Annotated in this window: 17 protein-coding genes and 1 other RNA gene; 12 read left to right on the forward strand and 6 right to left on the reverse strand. The window is 42.0% G+C overall.

Translation table 11 applies throughout. The features are described 5' to 3' along the window. The first annotated feature begins 66 nt into the window (after positions 1 to 66). Together ACE1TF_RS03970 and ACE1TF_RS03975 are read left to right on the forward strand one after the other, a co-directional pair. On the forward strand, positions 67 to 978 hold the full coding sequence (locus tag ACE1TF_RS03970) for a cation diffusion facilitator family transporter (RefSeq protein ID WP_375014456.1): 912 nt from the start codon (positions 67 to 69) through the stop codon (positions 976 to 978). Positions 979 to 1037: 59 nt separating this feature from the next. Further along, entirely contained in the window at positions 1038 to 1364 is a 327-nt protein-coding gene (locus tag ACE1TF_RS03975) for a DUF3817 domain-containing protein (RefSeq protein WP_042402645.1), read from the forward strand. Positions 1365 to 1406: 42 nt separating this feature from the next. On the opposite strand, the gene ACE1TF_RS03980 is transcribed toward ACE1TF_RS03975, so the two are convergent. Further along, positions 1407 to 3212, reverse strand: coding sequence for a UbiD family decarboxylase (locus ACE1TF_RS03980; RefSeq protein WP_375014459.1), 1806 nt, complete (start codon positions 3210 to 3212; stop codon positions 1407 to 1409). A 134-nt stretch (positions 3213 to 3346) separates the two neighbouring features. Here ACE1TF_RS03980 and ssrA point away from each other — a divergent pair. The 3 genes from ssrA (at position 3347) to ACE1TF_RS03995 (ending at position 6364) form a co-directional block, all read left to right on the forward strand. Beyond that, positions 3347 to 3720: a transfer-messenger RNA gene (gene ssrA, locus ACE1TF_RS03985) on the forward strand. Between the two features lie 1103 nt (positions 3721 to 4823). After that, positions 4824 to 5213 carry a MerR family transcriptional regulator gene (locus tag ACE1TF_RS03990; protein ID WP_042426661.1) on the forward strand — a complete coding sequence of 130 codons (390 nt, stop codon included), beginning with the start codon at positions 4824 to 4826 and terminating at the stop codon, positions 5211 to 5213. Continuing rightward, entirely contained in the window at positions 5210 to 6364 is a 1155-nt protein-coding gene (locus ACE1TF_RS03995; protein ID WP_375014462.1) for an MFS transporter, read from the forward strand. The genes ACE1TF_RS03990 and ACE1TF_RS03995 overlap by 4 nt, the downstream gene beginning before the upstream one ends. A 153-nt stretch (positions 6365 to 6517) precedes the next feature. On the opposite strand, the gene ACE1TF_RS04000 is transcribed toward ACE1TF_RS03995, so the two are convergent. Both ACE1TF_RS04000 and ACE1TF_RS04005 read right to left on the reverse strand, forming a co-directional pair. Continuing rightward, positions 6518 to 6952 carry an N-acetyltransferase gene (locus ACE1TF_RS04000; RefSeq protein ID WP_042402622.1) on the reverse strand — a complete coding sequence of 145 codons (435 nt, stop codon included), beginning with the start codon at positions 6950 to 6952 and terminating at the stop codon, positions 6518 to 6520. A gap of 1344 nt (positions 6953 to 8296) precedes the next feature. Then, complete coding sequence (locus ACE1TF_RS04005) at positions 8297 to 8962, reverse strand: hypothetical protein (protein ID WP_042402618.1); 666 nt, start codon at positions 8960 to 8962, stop codon at positions 8297 to 8299. A gap of 463 nt (positions 8963 to 9425) precedes the next feature. Here ACE1TF_RS04005 and ACE1TF_RS04010 point away from each other — a divergent pair, with 463 nt between their 5' ends. After that, positions 9426 to 9725, forward strand: a complete 300-nt coding sequence (locus tag ACE1TF_RS04010; protein ID WP_042402615.1) for a hypothetical protein — start codon at positions 9426 to 9428, stop codon at positions 9723 to 9725. 43 nt (positions 9726 to 9768) lie between these two features. Here the strand turns inward: ACE1TF_RS04010 and ACE1TF_RS04015 are convergent, their stop codons facing one another. The 3 genes from ACE1TF_RS04015 to ACE1TF_RS04025 are packed head-to-tail and all read right to left on the reverse strand — an operon-like array spanning position 9769 to position 10874. Further along, entirely contained in the window at positions 9769 to 10191 is a 423-nt protein-coding gene (locus ACE1TF_RS04015) for a hypothetical protein (RefSeq protein WP_375014465.1), read from the reverse strand. Continuing rightward, a complete protein-coding gene (locus ACE1TF_RS04020) occupies positions 10184 to 10393 on the reverse strand; it encodes a helix-turn-helix domain-containing protein (RefSeq protein WP_375014466.1) in 210 nt (69 codons plus the stop codon). Before ACE1TF_RS04020 ends, ACE1TF_RS04015 begins: the two co-directional genes overlap by 8 nt. Before the next feature lie 10 nt (positions 10394 to 10403). Continuing rightward, positions 10404 to 10874, reverse strand: coding sequence for a DUF2975 domain-containing protein (locus tag ACE1TF_RS04025; RefSeq protein ID WP_375014468.1), 471 nt, complete (start codon positions 10872 to 10874; stop codon positions 10404 to 10406). Positions 10875 to 11029: 155 nt separating this feature from the next. On the opposite strand from ACE1TF_RS04025, the gene ACE1TF_RS04030 reads away from it, so the two are divergent. The 6 genes from ACE1TF_RS04030 (at position 11030) to ACE1TF_RS04055 (ending at position 14423) form a co-directional block, all read left to right on the forward strand. After that, positions 11030 to 11290, forward strand: a complete 261-nt coding sequence (locus ACE1TF_RS04030; protein WP_042402607.1) for a metal-sensitive transcriptional regulator — start codon at positions 11030 to 11032, stop codon at positions 11288 to 11290. An 87-nt stretch (positions 11291 to 11377) separates the two neighbouring features. After that, positions 11378 to 11857 carry a DsrE/DsrF/DrsH-like family protein gene (locus ACE1TF_RS04035; protein ID WP_375014470.1) on the forward strand — a complete coding sequence of 160 codons (480 nt, stop codon included), beginning with the start codon at positions 11378 to 11380 and terminating at the stop codon, positions 11855 to 11857. 21 nt (positions 11858 to 11878) lie between these two features. Then, on the forward strand, positions 11879 to 12235 hold the full coding sequence (locus ACE1TF_RS04040) for a rhodanese-like domain-containing protein (protein WP_375014472.1): 357 nt from the start codon (positions 11879 to 11881) through the stop codon (positions 12233 to 12235). A 249-nt stretch (positions 12236 to 12484) separates the two neighbouring features. After that, a complete protein-coding gene (locus tag ACE1TF_RS04045) occupies positions 12485 to 13042 on the forward strand; it encodes a sulfurtransferase TusA family protein (RefSeq protein ID WP_375014918.1) in 558 nt (185 codons plus the stop codon). Position 13043: 1 nt separating this feature from the next. Further along, complete coding sequence (locus ACE1TF_RS04050) at positions 13044 to 14171, forward strand: MBL fold metallo-hydrolase (RefSeq protein WP_375014474.1); 1128 nt, start codon at positions 13044 to 13046, stop codon at positions 14169 to 14171. A gap of 21 nt (positions 14172 to 14192) precedes the next feature. Beyond that, complete coding sequence (locus ACE1TF_RS04055; protein ID WP_375014476.1) at positions 14193 to 14423, forward strand: sulfurtransferase TusA family protein; 231 nt, start codon at positions 14193 to 14195, stop codon at positions 14421 to 14423. Positions 14424 to 14635 lie beyond the last annotated feature (212 nt).

Raw genomic sequence — 14635 nt, forward strand, 5'->3', positions numbered from 1 at the left:
GGTGGCTCTAATTAAAATCATATAATGACTGACAGTCAGTCATAAAAACAAAAGAGGTCGAGAAAAATGGGCAAAACGATTACGTCAAAGTTGTTGTTTTTGTCAGTATTTACCGCATTTATATTTGCAATTGTAGGGATCATTTGGGGACTGTTGAGTTCTTCACAAATGATCTTATTTGATGGCGTGTACTCCGTGATTAGTCTCATCATGTCACTAATCGCCTTGCTTGGGTCCATGTATGTTGATAAAGAAGACAGTGGCCGTTTTCCGTTCGGGAAGGCGACAATTGAACCGGCGATTGTTATTGTTCAAGGTGTTGTTATTAGCATTCTTTGTGTGGCAGCGATCTCCTCGTCGATCACATCCATGATGAGCGGAGGTCGTGAAGTAGCACTCGGTAGTGCATTAGGCTATGGAATCTTTTCTTTAGTCATCTGTTTTGCGATTCAATATGTGATGAAAAAGAATCGTCATCACTCAGAGTTTATTAAAGCTGAAGCTGCGCAATGGCTCATGGATACGTTACTAAGCGTAGCGGTAGTTGTTGGATTCATTGGTGCATTGCTTTTACAAAGCACGTCCGTTGCGTGGATTATTCCTTATATTGATCCGTTCATGGTACTGCTTGCCGGACTGTACTTCCTCTCTGTCCCGATTACGCTCATTAAACGCAACGGCCGAGAACTGTTGCGAATGACGCCTGACAGCGAAACGCAGACAAGGCTAGAGTCACACGTACAGAAACTAAAAAAGAACTATCACATCGAAGGTGCGTCTGTAAGAAGCTCTAAAGTCGGGCGAACGATGTATATTGATATTGACTTCTTATTGGATCGTACGTCAACCGTTCGAACGGTTGAAGATATGGATCAGGTGCGCGAAAAGTTGGACTTGGCGTTCCATGACATGTCGCAAAAGCGATGGGTGAACGTCTCATTTACTAGAAAGAAAAAATGGGCTAGGGAATGTTCATAAATTTGTCGAACGATCCGTCTCACTCATCTTGTACAGTAGAGTGAAGGGGGTAGGTGCTCTTGAAAAATTTTCAACTACGTTGGTTTCGTAGAGTCGGTCTCATTGAAGGCTTGTCTCTCATTACACTATTATTTATTGCAATGCCGCTAAAATATATGGCAGGAATGGATCAAGTCGTTTCTGTTGTTGGCATGGCTCATGGCGTTCTTTATCTGCTGTATATGGCGTTTGTCTTTCTTGTCACACTCACTGTTCGGTGGTCATGGAAGTGGTTTATCGGAGCGAGTGCCGTCGCATTCATCCCATTCGGGAACTTTGTACTTGATGCCCGATTAAAAAAAGCAGACTTTGCACGTGAAGAAGTAGATGTCGCTGCGGTAAAATAAAAAAGGGTACGTATGGGCAGCAAACCCATCCGTACTCTTTTTTTAATTCATCGGAAAAAATCGTTCTATACGTTTTTCAACGTCCTCATCTTCAATGAGCGGTGGAGCGTGGTGTGGTTTCAGCCGTGCATCAATGATCATCGCATCACATCCCCAATGTTTGTGGAGCGTGAAACTGTTCACACCGTGCATATCGTGGGAAGGATTGCTTCGTGTGAAAGTTGTCCACAGAAAGTTGTCCAGTGATCGACTTGCAAATGCACTATCGTCGGTAAGGACGAGCAGCGGGTAATGATTCACATCGTTGTTGGCTGCAATTTTTGCTGAGAGGGCGTCGATTTCCTTCGCTGTCGTGTTTTCATCCACATAATCCCCAATCTCCATGGTGATAACCCCTGGCATGACCAGGTTTGGATTGTGGATATCCTTCGTGTTCTTCAACGTATCCGGCACGTCTGTGCATAACTCCCGCTTTTTATCCCCAATCGCAGCGATGACGACTTTACTTCCACTGTTCAACCCTGTTCCAGAATAGTCGAGTGTATCGATTGTCGTGTTCGTCTGGAAGTGGAGGTCTCGATGCAAGTCAATCCGTTCGAGTACGTATTGTAGAAAAGCGGCTTCATCATGTGTGCTCACATCGTCGTCGTCAGACGTAATGAACAAATATTTGGCAAGACTTAATTGCCCGAAGCCGAGAATCCGGTTCGCGGTCGTCAGCAATTCCATCGGCCGTTTTACATCTTCAAATGGCGTGTACCGCTCACTACCGATCGCAAACAGAAGCGGATGAACACCAGCTGCATCAATGGCGTGCACTTCTTTTACGCCGGGCAACTCTTGTGTGACGGCTTCGCCAGTTAATTCATGAATGACCGCTCCAAATGTCGTATCTTCCTGCGGCGGGCGACCGACGACCGTAAACGGATAAATCGCATCTGGCCGTGCGTACACTTTGTTAACATGCATGACGGGGAACTCATGAGTCAAACTGTAATAACCGAGGTGATCTCCAAACGGGCCTTCAGGTTTCGTGTCATCAGGATAGATGTCACCGGTAATGACAAAATCAGCGTCGTGGCTTATGCAATAGCCATCTTCATAACTATGACGGAATCGTCTTCCAGACAGTAGCCCAGCAAATAGCATTTCACTAAGCCCTTCAGGAAGCGGCATGACCGCACTTAATGTATGAGCTGGGGGACCGCCAATAAAGATGCTTACCTTCAACGGCTCGCCCTTTTTGACAGCCTTCGATTGATGCACACCAATCCCACGGTGAATTTGGTAGTGCAAACCGATTTCTTTTCCTTCTTTATAGTCGTTTCCATCTAGCTGTACACGGTACATCCCAAGATTGGCATTCATAATGCCCGGCTTGTCCGGATCTTCACTGTACACTTGTGGTAACGTAATAAATGCACCACCGTCATCCGGCCAAGACTTGATCATCGGCAAGTCTGTAAGAGGAATCTCTTCCAGTTTAGAATGCTTCACACCTGGCAGCCGCATCGGCAACGCCTTAACTGCTGAGAAGCCAGTCGTTGCATTCTTTAATGGATGTTTTAATGCTTTCATCGGATCATCGCGCATGGAAATCACATCGTTGACCCCGTCCCATGTCTTGCGGAACATGTATTTCGTTCGTTTAGACGTACCATATAGGTTGGCGACGGCTCGATACTTCGACCCTTTTACATTCTCAAAAAGAATCGCAGGTCCTTGCTCCTTATATGCACGGCGTTGAATCGCCGCCATTTCCAAGTTCGGATCAACTTCTTCTTTAATGCGGATGAGTTCGCCTGCTTTTTCCAAATCATTGATGCAATCTTCAAGGGTTTGATACATGCGATTCAGCCTTTCATAACGTGATATGTCTATCATATCACGACAACTGTAGGAACCGTGAAGGGCTTTACATGGATGAAAGAACGTGGTATTATAATATGTCCAGAGGGAAACCTCTGCCTCATACACCATATGGGGACGATACGGATTCGACAGGAATAGGTCGAGCTTAGACTGCGAGTCGAGCTGGGTAGGCTCGTAAAAATGCCCACGCCTATAATTGGCAAAGCTAAAGAAACTTTCACAACACCAGCTCTAGCAGCTGCGTAAATAGTTGTGGATCCTTCCTTTCATCGCCCATGTGGAAGATTTGAAGGGTCTCACTTATTAGTGGGCTACGCTGTCTGACCCCCGTCTGAGGTCAGCAGAAGAGACTAAACAGACTAGCGTTCATCTAAGCCTGTTGCTAGGCCAAAATGATCGCGAAATGATAATATAGCAACTACACTCGTAGACGTTTAAGTGTCGTTATTTCTGGACGCGGGTTCAACTCCCGCCGTCTCCACCATACATAGTGATGGTGGTTTTTTTGTGTTTATAAGTGGAACTATACTATTATATATTTTGGCGAAGCTAACGTTCTATTTATATAAGCAAGTGATTTGGAAATTATGCCATGTTCTACTCAATAATTGATTTGAATTACAAGAAGTGTTTTGCTTCTCTAGTACTACATAAAGCGTCTGTGCGCCTTGGAGGTGGTTTTGCTACAGCGATTGCTGCTTACTTTGCTCAAATACCAGCTACTGTTTCCATAGTTGTTCCAGCAAATGTAGCATTTGGATTAGCAAATTGAAACAACGGTAATGAAGGTAACGGGGGAGATGTTACACGTTTTCGTGCAATGAACATGGATGCGAACTAGCATAATAAAAACGGCACGCACTTGAATAAAGTACGTGCCGTTTATTTACTTCGATTAGCTCTATTGGAGATATAATTTGTAGTAAAGAATAGTAGTAGGCCAATGATTAGAAATAATGTGTGTATGTTTAGCATGGTTTCTTCTAACCATATTCCATACATGGACATAGAAAAGATGAACAATCCCCAGAATACAAAAGTTATAAATGTTGCATTATGTGCACTGTAATTACTAGTATACCTCATTTTTCTAAATAACATATTAACACCTCTATTAAAGTCACTTTAACATACTTCTTAAAGGGGAGTTTCGATAGGATTGTTTCGCAATGAGTTATTCAAAAAATTGGTAATGTCCGATTTCTTCACGAAGGGCAGTAAGGTTTGCAGCCTGTTGAATTATTGAAACGTATAATGGTGACAAGGATGAGCCGTAGGCAAAATGTCAAAAGGCGCTCCATAGATCAAGCGACTGTTTGGGGCGATACTCCTTGTAGTGGCGTGAAAACCTCGGGAAACTATGGCTGGTAGTTATGAAATTCGTTCAGTTATCTTATTTTAACAGAGTATGTGCGGGTATAAATTACAAACATATGGGATTAAAGAGCGGTGCAGCACCGCAAAAGATTTTATTTAATTTATAGTCGCACTCGTTGCATAGAACTTGTCTAAAAACGTAGGTGCAACATTCCCTCTTTACATTCACATCGTGTCATACTTTATATTGTTGGAAAGGAGGGGATTATCATGAAGATCAGCGAACTTTCGAATCGAACAGGTGTTAGTACTCGTTCGATTCGTTATTACGAGAAAAAAAGGTTAATTCAACCTTTTCGTGAAGAAAATGGTTATCGGGTTTATGATGAGCAAGATATTGAACGTGTAAAAGCGATTCAATTATTTCTAGATATCGGGCTGAAAACGGATGAAATACAGCCTGTAATTGCGTGTGGTTCCATTGAACCCACGGACGGTGATTGGAATTGTGCAGATTCAGCGATCACTTTATACGAAGAGAAATTACTAAAAACAAGGCAACAAATTGAGCAATTAGAAAATTCCCAAAAGCATTTAAAAGAGTTAATTGACTTCTGGCATCTCGTTAAACAACGCCAGAGCGGGATTAAGGAACAATGAATTATCGGCTGTTACTATTAGTGTTAGGAACGTTTATTATTGGTACAGATGATTCTGTTATTGCTGGCTTACTACCGAACATTGCGAACGATATGGGAGTCACGATTACAGCGGCAGGACAATTAGTGACAGCCTTTGCCATTACCTATGCAATTGGAGCCCCTGTTTTAGGCACATTAATGTCTAATATGCCTGTTAAGAAGCTTTTAGTAATATCGATGGTTGTGTTCACCATTGCAAATGGGCTTTCTGCAGTTGTCACTTCATTTGAATTACTGTTCGTAACAAGAATAATGGCTGCATTAGCCGCAGCTGTTTTCACTCCCTTGGCTATGGCTGCATCAACAAGCTTGGTTACGGATACAATGCGTGGAAAAGCTTTGTCATTTGTAATCGCTGGTATAACCATTGGGTTAATTTTAGGTGCTCCTATTGGTACATGGATCGGTAATGCCATGACCTGGCGTTACTCTTTCGTTTTTGTAGCAGTGGTATCTTTAATAATTGCAATTGGAGTTTTATTATTCTTACCAAAAATTGAGCGAGAAGTCTCTGTGAGTATTAAAGAGAGACTCAAAAGTTTCAACAAGATTATCGTATTAACATTGAGTGTTAGCATTATCGGCACAACAGGCGGGTTTATGACGTATACGTATATCGCGCCAATGATTACGGCGATTACAACTATCGAGAATATAAGCATTTTCCTGCTAATACTTGGTGTTGGCGCTTTATTAGGCAATCTAGCTGGCGGGTATTTAACAGACCGTATCGGTGCTGCAACAACACTTAAATTATCACTTTTTGGTTTCGCTATTTTATTAGCAGCTTTCTCTTTGCTTACCTTATTAAATCCATCTCCATTGGCCGTTGTTCTAGTAGGTTTGGTTTCCTTATTATGGGGGATCCCTGGTTTTGGGATGAATCCAGCATTAAATGCATACTTGATTTCGTTAAATCCTAAACAGGCATCCATGATCCTATCTTTCAGTGCCTCTTCTTTATATATGGGAATCGGTTTAGGAGCAATTCTAGGAGGTGGAGTCATAAGCTTGAGCTCAATAAACTATGTCGGCATTAGCAGCGGGGTACTTGTATTGGTTGCTTTATTGGTTTTCATCTCAGTGAATAAGACTGCAAAAAATCATTAAAAACAATTACTTTTTAGCCTTTTACATGTAACGGCTTCGATAATGATTGAGCTGGCTAAAATAACAAATAGGTTTTTGGCGAATAGAACGTTCTAGAGGTCTTTCTTTAATAGATGCTAATCTCTTATGGAAGATTTTTATGAAACATATCGGTTAGTCGTGCTTTCCATTCCACTCCATAAGACACTCTTGCTCATTTGTGTTTTCATCTACTAAGGACTCAACTTTTATAAAGCCGTTTCTTTCATAAAAGTTAACAGCTTTTGTATTCTTTTTGTACACCTTTACTTTCATATGCTCTCTTTGTTTTTTTCCACATTCCAATAACTCTTTGCCGATCCCACTATTTTGGTAATGTTGATCAACAAATAGAGCGGCTAAATAATTTTCAACCATGGAAATGAAACCAACAATCTTCATATTCTCAACTTTAACGTATGTAACGGACATTGGAATATACGTTGTTTTCATCTCGTCTATTTGAGAATTCCAATAGTCGGGACGAATAAAACTGTGCGCGAGGATCGAGCCTTCATGCCAAATATTAATGATCGCATCTATGTCTTGAGGACTTGCTTTTCGAATCAATTCAATTCCTCCTTATCTGTTTGAAAGAGTCTCATATGTGCTAATAGTGATAGGGGCGTTTCATGGCAGTTAAGTAGCCATTTTAACACAAAACATGAGAAGTCTTTTCGCATAAGTAGAAAAAAGCATATCCTCCAGTGATCGGGGGAGAGTTACGAACCGCCGGTCGCATAGAGAAGTTGGCCGCTCTATGTACAATTTGAAAATGCAGGTTGTTATGCTTCCAAATGTGACAATCAGCCACTCAAACTGGGTACTTCAGCGCACCAACCGCATCATATATTGATATAAGTGACAGTTCAGGTAGCAATACCGGTGTTTGGGCCCAGTAAATGTCACAAAAAGGTTCCGACTGGTCACAAAAAGTCGGTTCAGTGACAATCGGAGTCGATACGAGCAGGATTTCCAGCACGGGTGGTCACATAAATGAGCTCCTCGCCCTCGACCGCCCCTCCGCCCCATGCAGTCGAGCAGGGTCCGGGACCCAAACTGTCACAAATCCTGATATAAGTGACAGTTCAGGTAGCAAAACCGGTGTTTGGAGCCGGCAAATGTCACAAAAAGGTTCCGACTGGTCACAAAAAGTCGTTTCAGTGACAATCGGAGTCGATAAGAACCCGATTTCCGGCACGGATGGTCACATAAATGAGTTCCCGGCCCTCAGTCGCCCCTCCACCCCATGCAGTCGAGCAGGGCCCGGGACGCAAACTGTCACATATCCTGATATAAGTGACAGTTCAGATAGCAAAACCGGTGTTTGGGGCCAGCAAATGTCACAAAAAGGTTCCGACTGGTCACAAAAAGTCGTTTCAGTGACAATCGGAGCCGATAGGAGCGGGATTTCGGGCACGGATGGTCACATAAATGAGTTCCCGGCCCTCAGCCACCCCTCCGCCCCATACAGTCGAAGAGAAGTGTATATGAGAGTGCTGGGCCCGGGACGCAAACTGTCACAAATCCTGATATAAGTGACAGTTCAGATAGCAAAACCGGTGTTTGGGGCCGTCAAATGTCACAAAAAGGTTCCAACTGGTCACAAAAAGTCGTTTCAGTGACAATCGGAGTCGATAGGAGCGGGATTTCGGGCACGGATGGTCACATAAATGAGTTCCCGGCCCTCAGTCGCCCCTCCGCCCCATGCAGTCGAAGAGAAATGTATATGAGAACGCAGGGCCCGGGACGCAAACTTTCACAAATACGCATATACGAGGTAATTGGAAGTCTTCGCTACGATTAAGTGCCTACTTTTTGGTCTGCTAAAACGTATCAAAAGTGAAAAACGAGTCCCCTACATCATCGGGGAACTCGTTCTTTCCATGGTCATAATCGCTGGGCGTTTAATATTCAGAGGTCGATATCAACTCGAATATCTTCACCGAGGTCATCCCATGATTCGGTATTGTAAGGAGCGGAAAACCGAATTTGTACACTTGTCATTTCTTCTGCCATGGAGTTGTTTAACACAAAGATGGACGTTCCGGATTTCGTCACGTTTCCGAAATAATCGCCGTCGATATGGTCGCTAAGCAACATGTCTGCTTCCGATTGTTCACCTGTATCTGTAATAAGCGTTGCTTGTGACGCATAAAAGGTCACATCATCATCGCTCGTGTTTTCGACAACCATGTCTACTTGAATGTATTCGACATCTGGGTCGTCGACCATGTCAGCAGCCATTCCTTCAAGCATAGCCGAAACACCGTTCACCTTTTCAATTTCCAAAGAAATCGGACTTGATTCCAGTGCTTCGATGTCTTCGTTCAAACTCACGAGCGTATGTTCACCATTCTCATTCGTCACCGTGTCGCCGACTTCAGGAACGCCTTCAGGCTCCGCTGGTTCTTCTGTTTCTTCGTCCTCTTCTTCATTTTCAACATCAACATCGCCAGGCGCTTCTTCCTCTACTTCTTCTTCAGTCACATCCGAATCCAACGATTCCTCACCGATCTCTAGACACCCAGCTAATACGAATACGGATGCTAGACTAATGGACAGAGCAAACTTTTTCATCACTCAACCCCTCACATTTCTTTAATATTTGTATGAATAATTACACAAATACCCAACATTAAAGAAACAACGATCTGTGGTTAAAGAATGAAACGTACGTTATTGAGCTCAGAATGAAGATGGACGATTTGCCTACGGTTCATCATGATAAATGAGTGTTGAGCGCCTCGAGACGTAAACACCAACGGTAGTGGCTGTACAAAATGATGATAAGATTAAAGTACGTAAAAATAATATACCGCACCCGCGTAGATTATTTAACTTTTTTCAGATATGTAAGATAATTAATCCAGGAGTATGTATATAAGGAGATTTAATCCATAATTTGGACGATAAATCTTGTCATCGTTGCTTTTGCATCAGCCTAAAAGGCGTCTAGGGAATGGAGTGTGCGGGATTACGACCTCGCAAATATTCTCACGGTTTTTGTTCTGTGCTATGATATGCACAAGGAGGTGAGAAGATGGACGAGCAAAAAGTCCTTGACGCTCTAATACAATTGAAAACAGACATGGATAAAAGGTTTGATGATATTGATAAAAGGTTCGACATGGTCGATTCGCAATTTGGGGAAGTGTTCACCCGCCTTGATCGTATTGAACAATCTCAACAAGATGAAATTGTAGCTTTGCTAAAAAATGTAAATAAGAAAATCAACAATCAAATTGATTTATACACAGAACTAAAAATTGATACTGAGCTATATTTTAGCAAAGTGAATGATTTTGAGCGCCGCTTACACCGATTGGAAAAGAAAGCGTAAAATACTTGTTTAGGAATTCCCCGCACCTCTTTCGCCACACTCGTTAATTTATCAAATCGATGATTTTTTCTGTGCTCTCTATTGGCAAGATAAAATGTTCGTTTTCATAACCGGCATACATCACATGACTCGTGTCTCCGCGTTCCCCAACGATCAAGTGAAGAATTGTATCTCCCTTTTCGTGATGAAGGATCATATCATATTCAGGTGTTGTTTCTCTTGGATTCACCCTAACCCCGTCGGATGCTTTATCCAATGAGCTTTTTAAAGATTGTAATTCATCATGTTCAGTTAAAATAGCCACTTCAGAATTTGCCCCGCTGCCTCCGTATTTTTCAAAATGATAGAATTCTGCTTTCGATATACCTTCAAATGTATGGAACTCTGTGCCACCCATTCCTAGTAAACTGCATGCTGATAACAACGATAATGGGATGAAAAACAGTATTTTCTTTATCCTATTCATTTGCTTTGTACTCCAATATGTCGGCTGGCTGACAGTCTAGCGCTTTACAAATGGCATCTAACGTCGAGAAGCGGATGGCTTTTGCTTTACCGTTTTTAAGGATTGATAAATTGGCCATCGTAATGCCTACTCGATCGGTTAACTCCGTTACACTCATTTTCCTTTTTGCTAACATCACATCTAGATTTACGATAATGGTCATTGGGCCACCCTCATACAGTCAGTTCGTTTTCTTTTTTTATTGCTACAGCACTGGTTAATAAAGCTTGTAATAGACCGGAAAACACAGAAATCACGAAACATACGAATATAATGGCAGCGCTAATGAGTAGCAAGCTAGGATGAAGGGCATTTTGAGTGAAGAAAAAGATACACCCGACAATATAGAACCCTGCAATCACGAAAGCACAACTTCGAATGGATTTTAACGCTTTCGCCGAGTGTAGACTAAAGACGTTGCGCTGCTCTATATACCTTAAAAGTAAGAACGATTGATAAAGGGCATAACAAAATGGAATCAAAGTTACGTAAATGCCTGTTAAACCGGGTAATTGTAGATATGCATACGAGGGGTCGATTTCAACGAACACGTTCGTTAAGTAGGGCAAATACAAAAAGGCAACCATAAAAACACTTAAGCCGATAAACAAGATGGATATCATTAAGAACCGTGTACTCACCATCCGAATCATTCCTTCACGTTTTAAACGTATCTTACCATATATTTATCGTTTATCAATAAAATTGTGTTAAATTTCAATAAAATAAATCGAGACCGCTCGTTAAAGATTTGACAACATACCTACGGGGGTATATGATGGGGCAGAGGTGAAGCGAGATGGAATATACAGAGCAAATGAAAAACCGCTTAAAACGAATTGAAGGACAAATACGTGGTGTACTCAAGATGATGGAAGAAGGCGAAGATTGTCGTGACGTTGTGTCTCAACTTTCTGCTTCTAGAACAGCAATTGACCGCACAATGGGTGTGATTGTAAGTGAAAACCTCGTTGAGTGTGTTCAAAAAGCAATTGAAGATGGGGAAGACACGAAAGAATACGTGGACCAAGCTGTCAATTTACTCGTGAAAAGCCGCTAAGGTAGACAGGAGTCTGTCTATCTTAGAAAAATTTTTTGCATTTTATTATACCCATAGGGGTACATGTATATAATTGGAGGAGTCAAGATGAGCGAAGAAAAAACAACCAATATTATTTTATTTAGTGGTGATTATGATAAAGCAATGGCGGCGTACATCATTGCGAATGGGGCGGCGGCCTACGACCATAAAGTTACGATTTTCCATACGTTCTGGGGATTGAATGCATTACGAAAAGATGAGCCGCTTAAAGCGAATAAAAGCTTTATGGAAAAAATGTTTGGCAAAATGATGCCTCGTGGACCAGAGAAGATGGGGTTATCAAAGATGCAATTTGCGGGTGTGGGCCCAAAGTTGATCAAAAACGTCATGAAAAAACATAATGCGATGCCTCTAGCTGATTTAATTGATCTAGCAGAAGAGCAAGATATCAACTTAGTTGCGTGTACAATGACTTTGGATTTATTAGGGTTACAAAAAGAAGAACTACGGGAGAGTAGCCAATATGCGGGTGTAGCGGCTTACTTGGCAGACGCTGAAGACGGAAACGTCAATCTATTTATTTAATGTTTGGGAGGGTGAGGCATCGTGACGTATGCGATTATCGTTGTTCTTATTATAGGCTTCGTCTTGATCGCTAGACGATCGCAAAAAGGGATTGAACAAATGACGACAACAGAGTTAAAAGAGCGGTTAAACGAAAGTCATATTCAACTCGTTGATGTTCGAACCGAAGGTGAATTTAAAGGTAGAAAGATAAAAAAAGCCAAAAATATGCCACTTCATGAATTAGGAAAAAATCTCAACTATTTGCGTAAAGACGAACTCGTCATTGTCATCTGTCAAAGTGGGGTGCGGAGCCGAAAAGCTGCAGCTATGTTAAAGAAAGCTGGGTTTAATAACGTTGCCAATGTGAAAGGTGGAATGAATGCTTGGAGCGGTTAAAAGAGGAAAATGTTAGGAAGCGTGTCAGTCCTAAATAATTAGAAAATCAAACGGGTAATTTGAGAAGCAGAAGAAGTAGCGGAAGGAAATATTCCAGGAAGTCTCCAAATTCTCGTTGGACATTTAGAGAAATAGGTGACTGAATGAGCCCGCTCAAAACGCTACGTTATCGTCTGTCGTACTGGCGGGCGCAGTTCAAAGCGGTATGCTCGAACAGACAAATAAGAGAGGGTGTTCCTGTTGGAAGATATGAAACATGATGTACTCGTTGATACAAAAGGGTTGGCTTGTCCAATGCCGATTGTACGGACAAAAAAAGCCATGAAAGACATCGAGCCAGGAAGTGTGGTTCAAATTCAAGCAACTGATAAGAGCTCTACTGCGGATTTGAAAGCATGGGCACAAAAAGCCGGGCATGACTATATCGGTACTGCTGAAGAAGGCGACACCCTTAAGCATTACTTGCGCGCAGCTGGAAGTCGAGTAGAAGAAGCGCCTTCTTTCCCTCATGTTATTGACAATGAAGGTTTGCAAACAGCCATTCAGAATAACGAACCCATGACGATTCTTGATGTCCGTGAAACGAATGAACATGAGGGGGCTCATATTCCAGGGGCTCAATCAATTCCGCTAGGAGAATTAGAAACGAGAATACAAGAAGTCGACAAAGAAAAAACCGTCTATGTCGTTTGTCGTACTGGCAATCGCAGCGACTTAGCGGCACACACATTATCGAAAAATGGCTACACGCAAGTGGTTAATGTGATTCCTGGTATGAGCAAGTGGAAAAATGAAGGAGGAAAGTAAGATGAGTTTAAGAGCGATGTCAGCAAAAGAACTAGCAACGAAAGTGATTCAGCAAGAGCCATTGTTTATTCTAGACGTTCGAAATGAAGATGCGTTCCAGGATTGGAAAGTGGAAGGCGCACAATTTGACTATTTGAACGTTCCATATTTTGACCTATTGGATGGGGTAGAAGAAATCTTACCAAAGCTCCCTTCTCATCAACCGATACTCGTTGTATGTGCGAAAGAGAATTCATCGATTATGGTTGGAGAAATGTTAGTCGAAGAAGGGTTGGCTGTATCTTATCTATCAGGTGGTATGAAGGCTTGGAGTGAACATTTAGAGCCCATAAAAGTAGCAGATTTAACTGACGGAGGCGAGTTATACCAATTTGTACGACTTGGAAAAGGCTGTCTTTCTTATATGGTGATTTCGGGTAGTGAAGCCGTTGTCATTGATTCAGCACGGATGACCGATGCTTATGTAACGCTTGCTAACGAAAAAGAAGTATCCATTGCGCATGTTTTAGACACTCACTTACATGCAGATCATATCTCTGGGGGGCGGACCCTTGCCGAGCAAACGAATGCAAAGTACTGGCTTCCTTCAAAAGATGCAAATGGGGTAACGTTTAGCTATGAATCGATCGAAGACGGCTCTCACATCATTTTAGGGGCTACAACAATTGACATCCAGGCGCTCTATACACCAGGTCACACAATCGGTTCAACGTCCTTCATTATTGACGATGCTTATCTGCTATCAGGGGATATTTTGTTTATTGATTCTATTGGTAGGCCTGATTTGGCAGGAAAAGCAGAAGACTGGGTAACGGATCTAAGAAACTCTCTCTATACCAAGTACAAGGAGTTATCGTCAGAGCTAGTCGTATTACCCGCGCACTATACGATTATTGATGAATTAAATGTAGACGGCAGTGTGGCAGAAAAGTTAGGCGTTTTGTTTGAAAAGAATCATGGCTTAAATGTGGACGATGAAACGACATTTCGCTCCATGGTGACAGATAATCTACCGCCACAACCGAATGCTTTTCAAGAGATTCGCGAAACGAACCTAGGCGTTAAAAAACCAAGTCAAGAAGAACAACGGGAAATGGAAGTCGGACCGAATCGCTGTGCCGTTCGATAAACAAAGAAGGAGACGATAATGATGGAAGTAAACAAAGTATTAGACGCTAAAGGAATGGCATGTCCAATGCCCATTGTAAAAACGAAAAAAGAAATGAAGGAACTAAACGTTGGGGAAGTTTTAGAGGTGCAAGCAACGGATCAAGGGGCATTAAAGGATTTTGAAGCGTGGGCTAATTCTACAGGACATGAATTGTTACAGTCAAAAGAAGAAGGTGGCGTTCTCACTTTTCATATTAAAAAAGGAGAGTAAAACAATAGAGGCATGTCGCCTCTTTTGTTTTATGTATAGCGAGCGGGGGACGGAGGTTTTGTGATCGCGTATTTTTGCCTTTCTTAACGTTTGCCGGTTGATTATGGCTGGAAACAGAAAGGTTGCTATCGAAATCTTAATTTTTAAATTATTTTGTTTCCAACGCGTACATCTTCGGTTATATTAATTATAAATTAATTAGATGTAACGCT

It is taken from the genome of Geomicrobium sp. JSM 1781026 (assembly GCF_041949955.1).
In the GTDB taxonomy this organism is placed as follows: Bacteria; Bacillota; Bacilli; order Bacillales; family Marinococcaceae; genus Geomicrobium_A.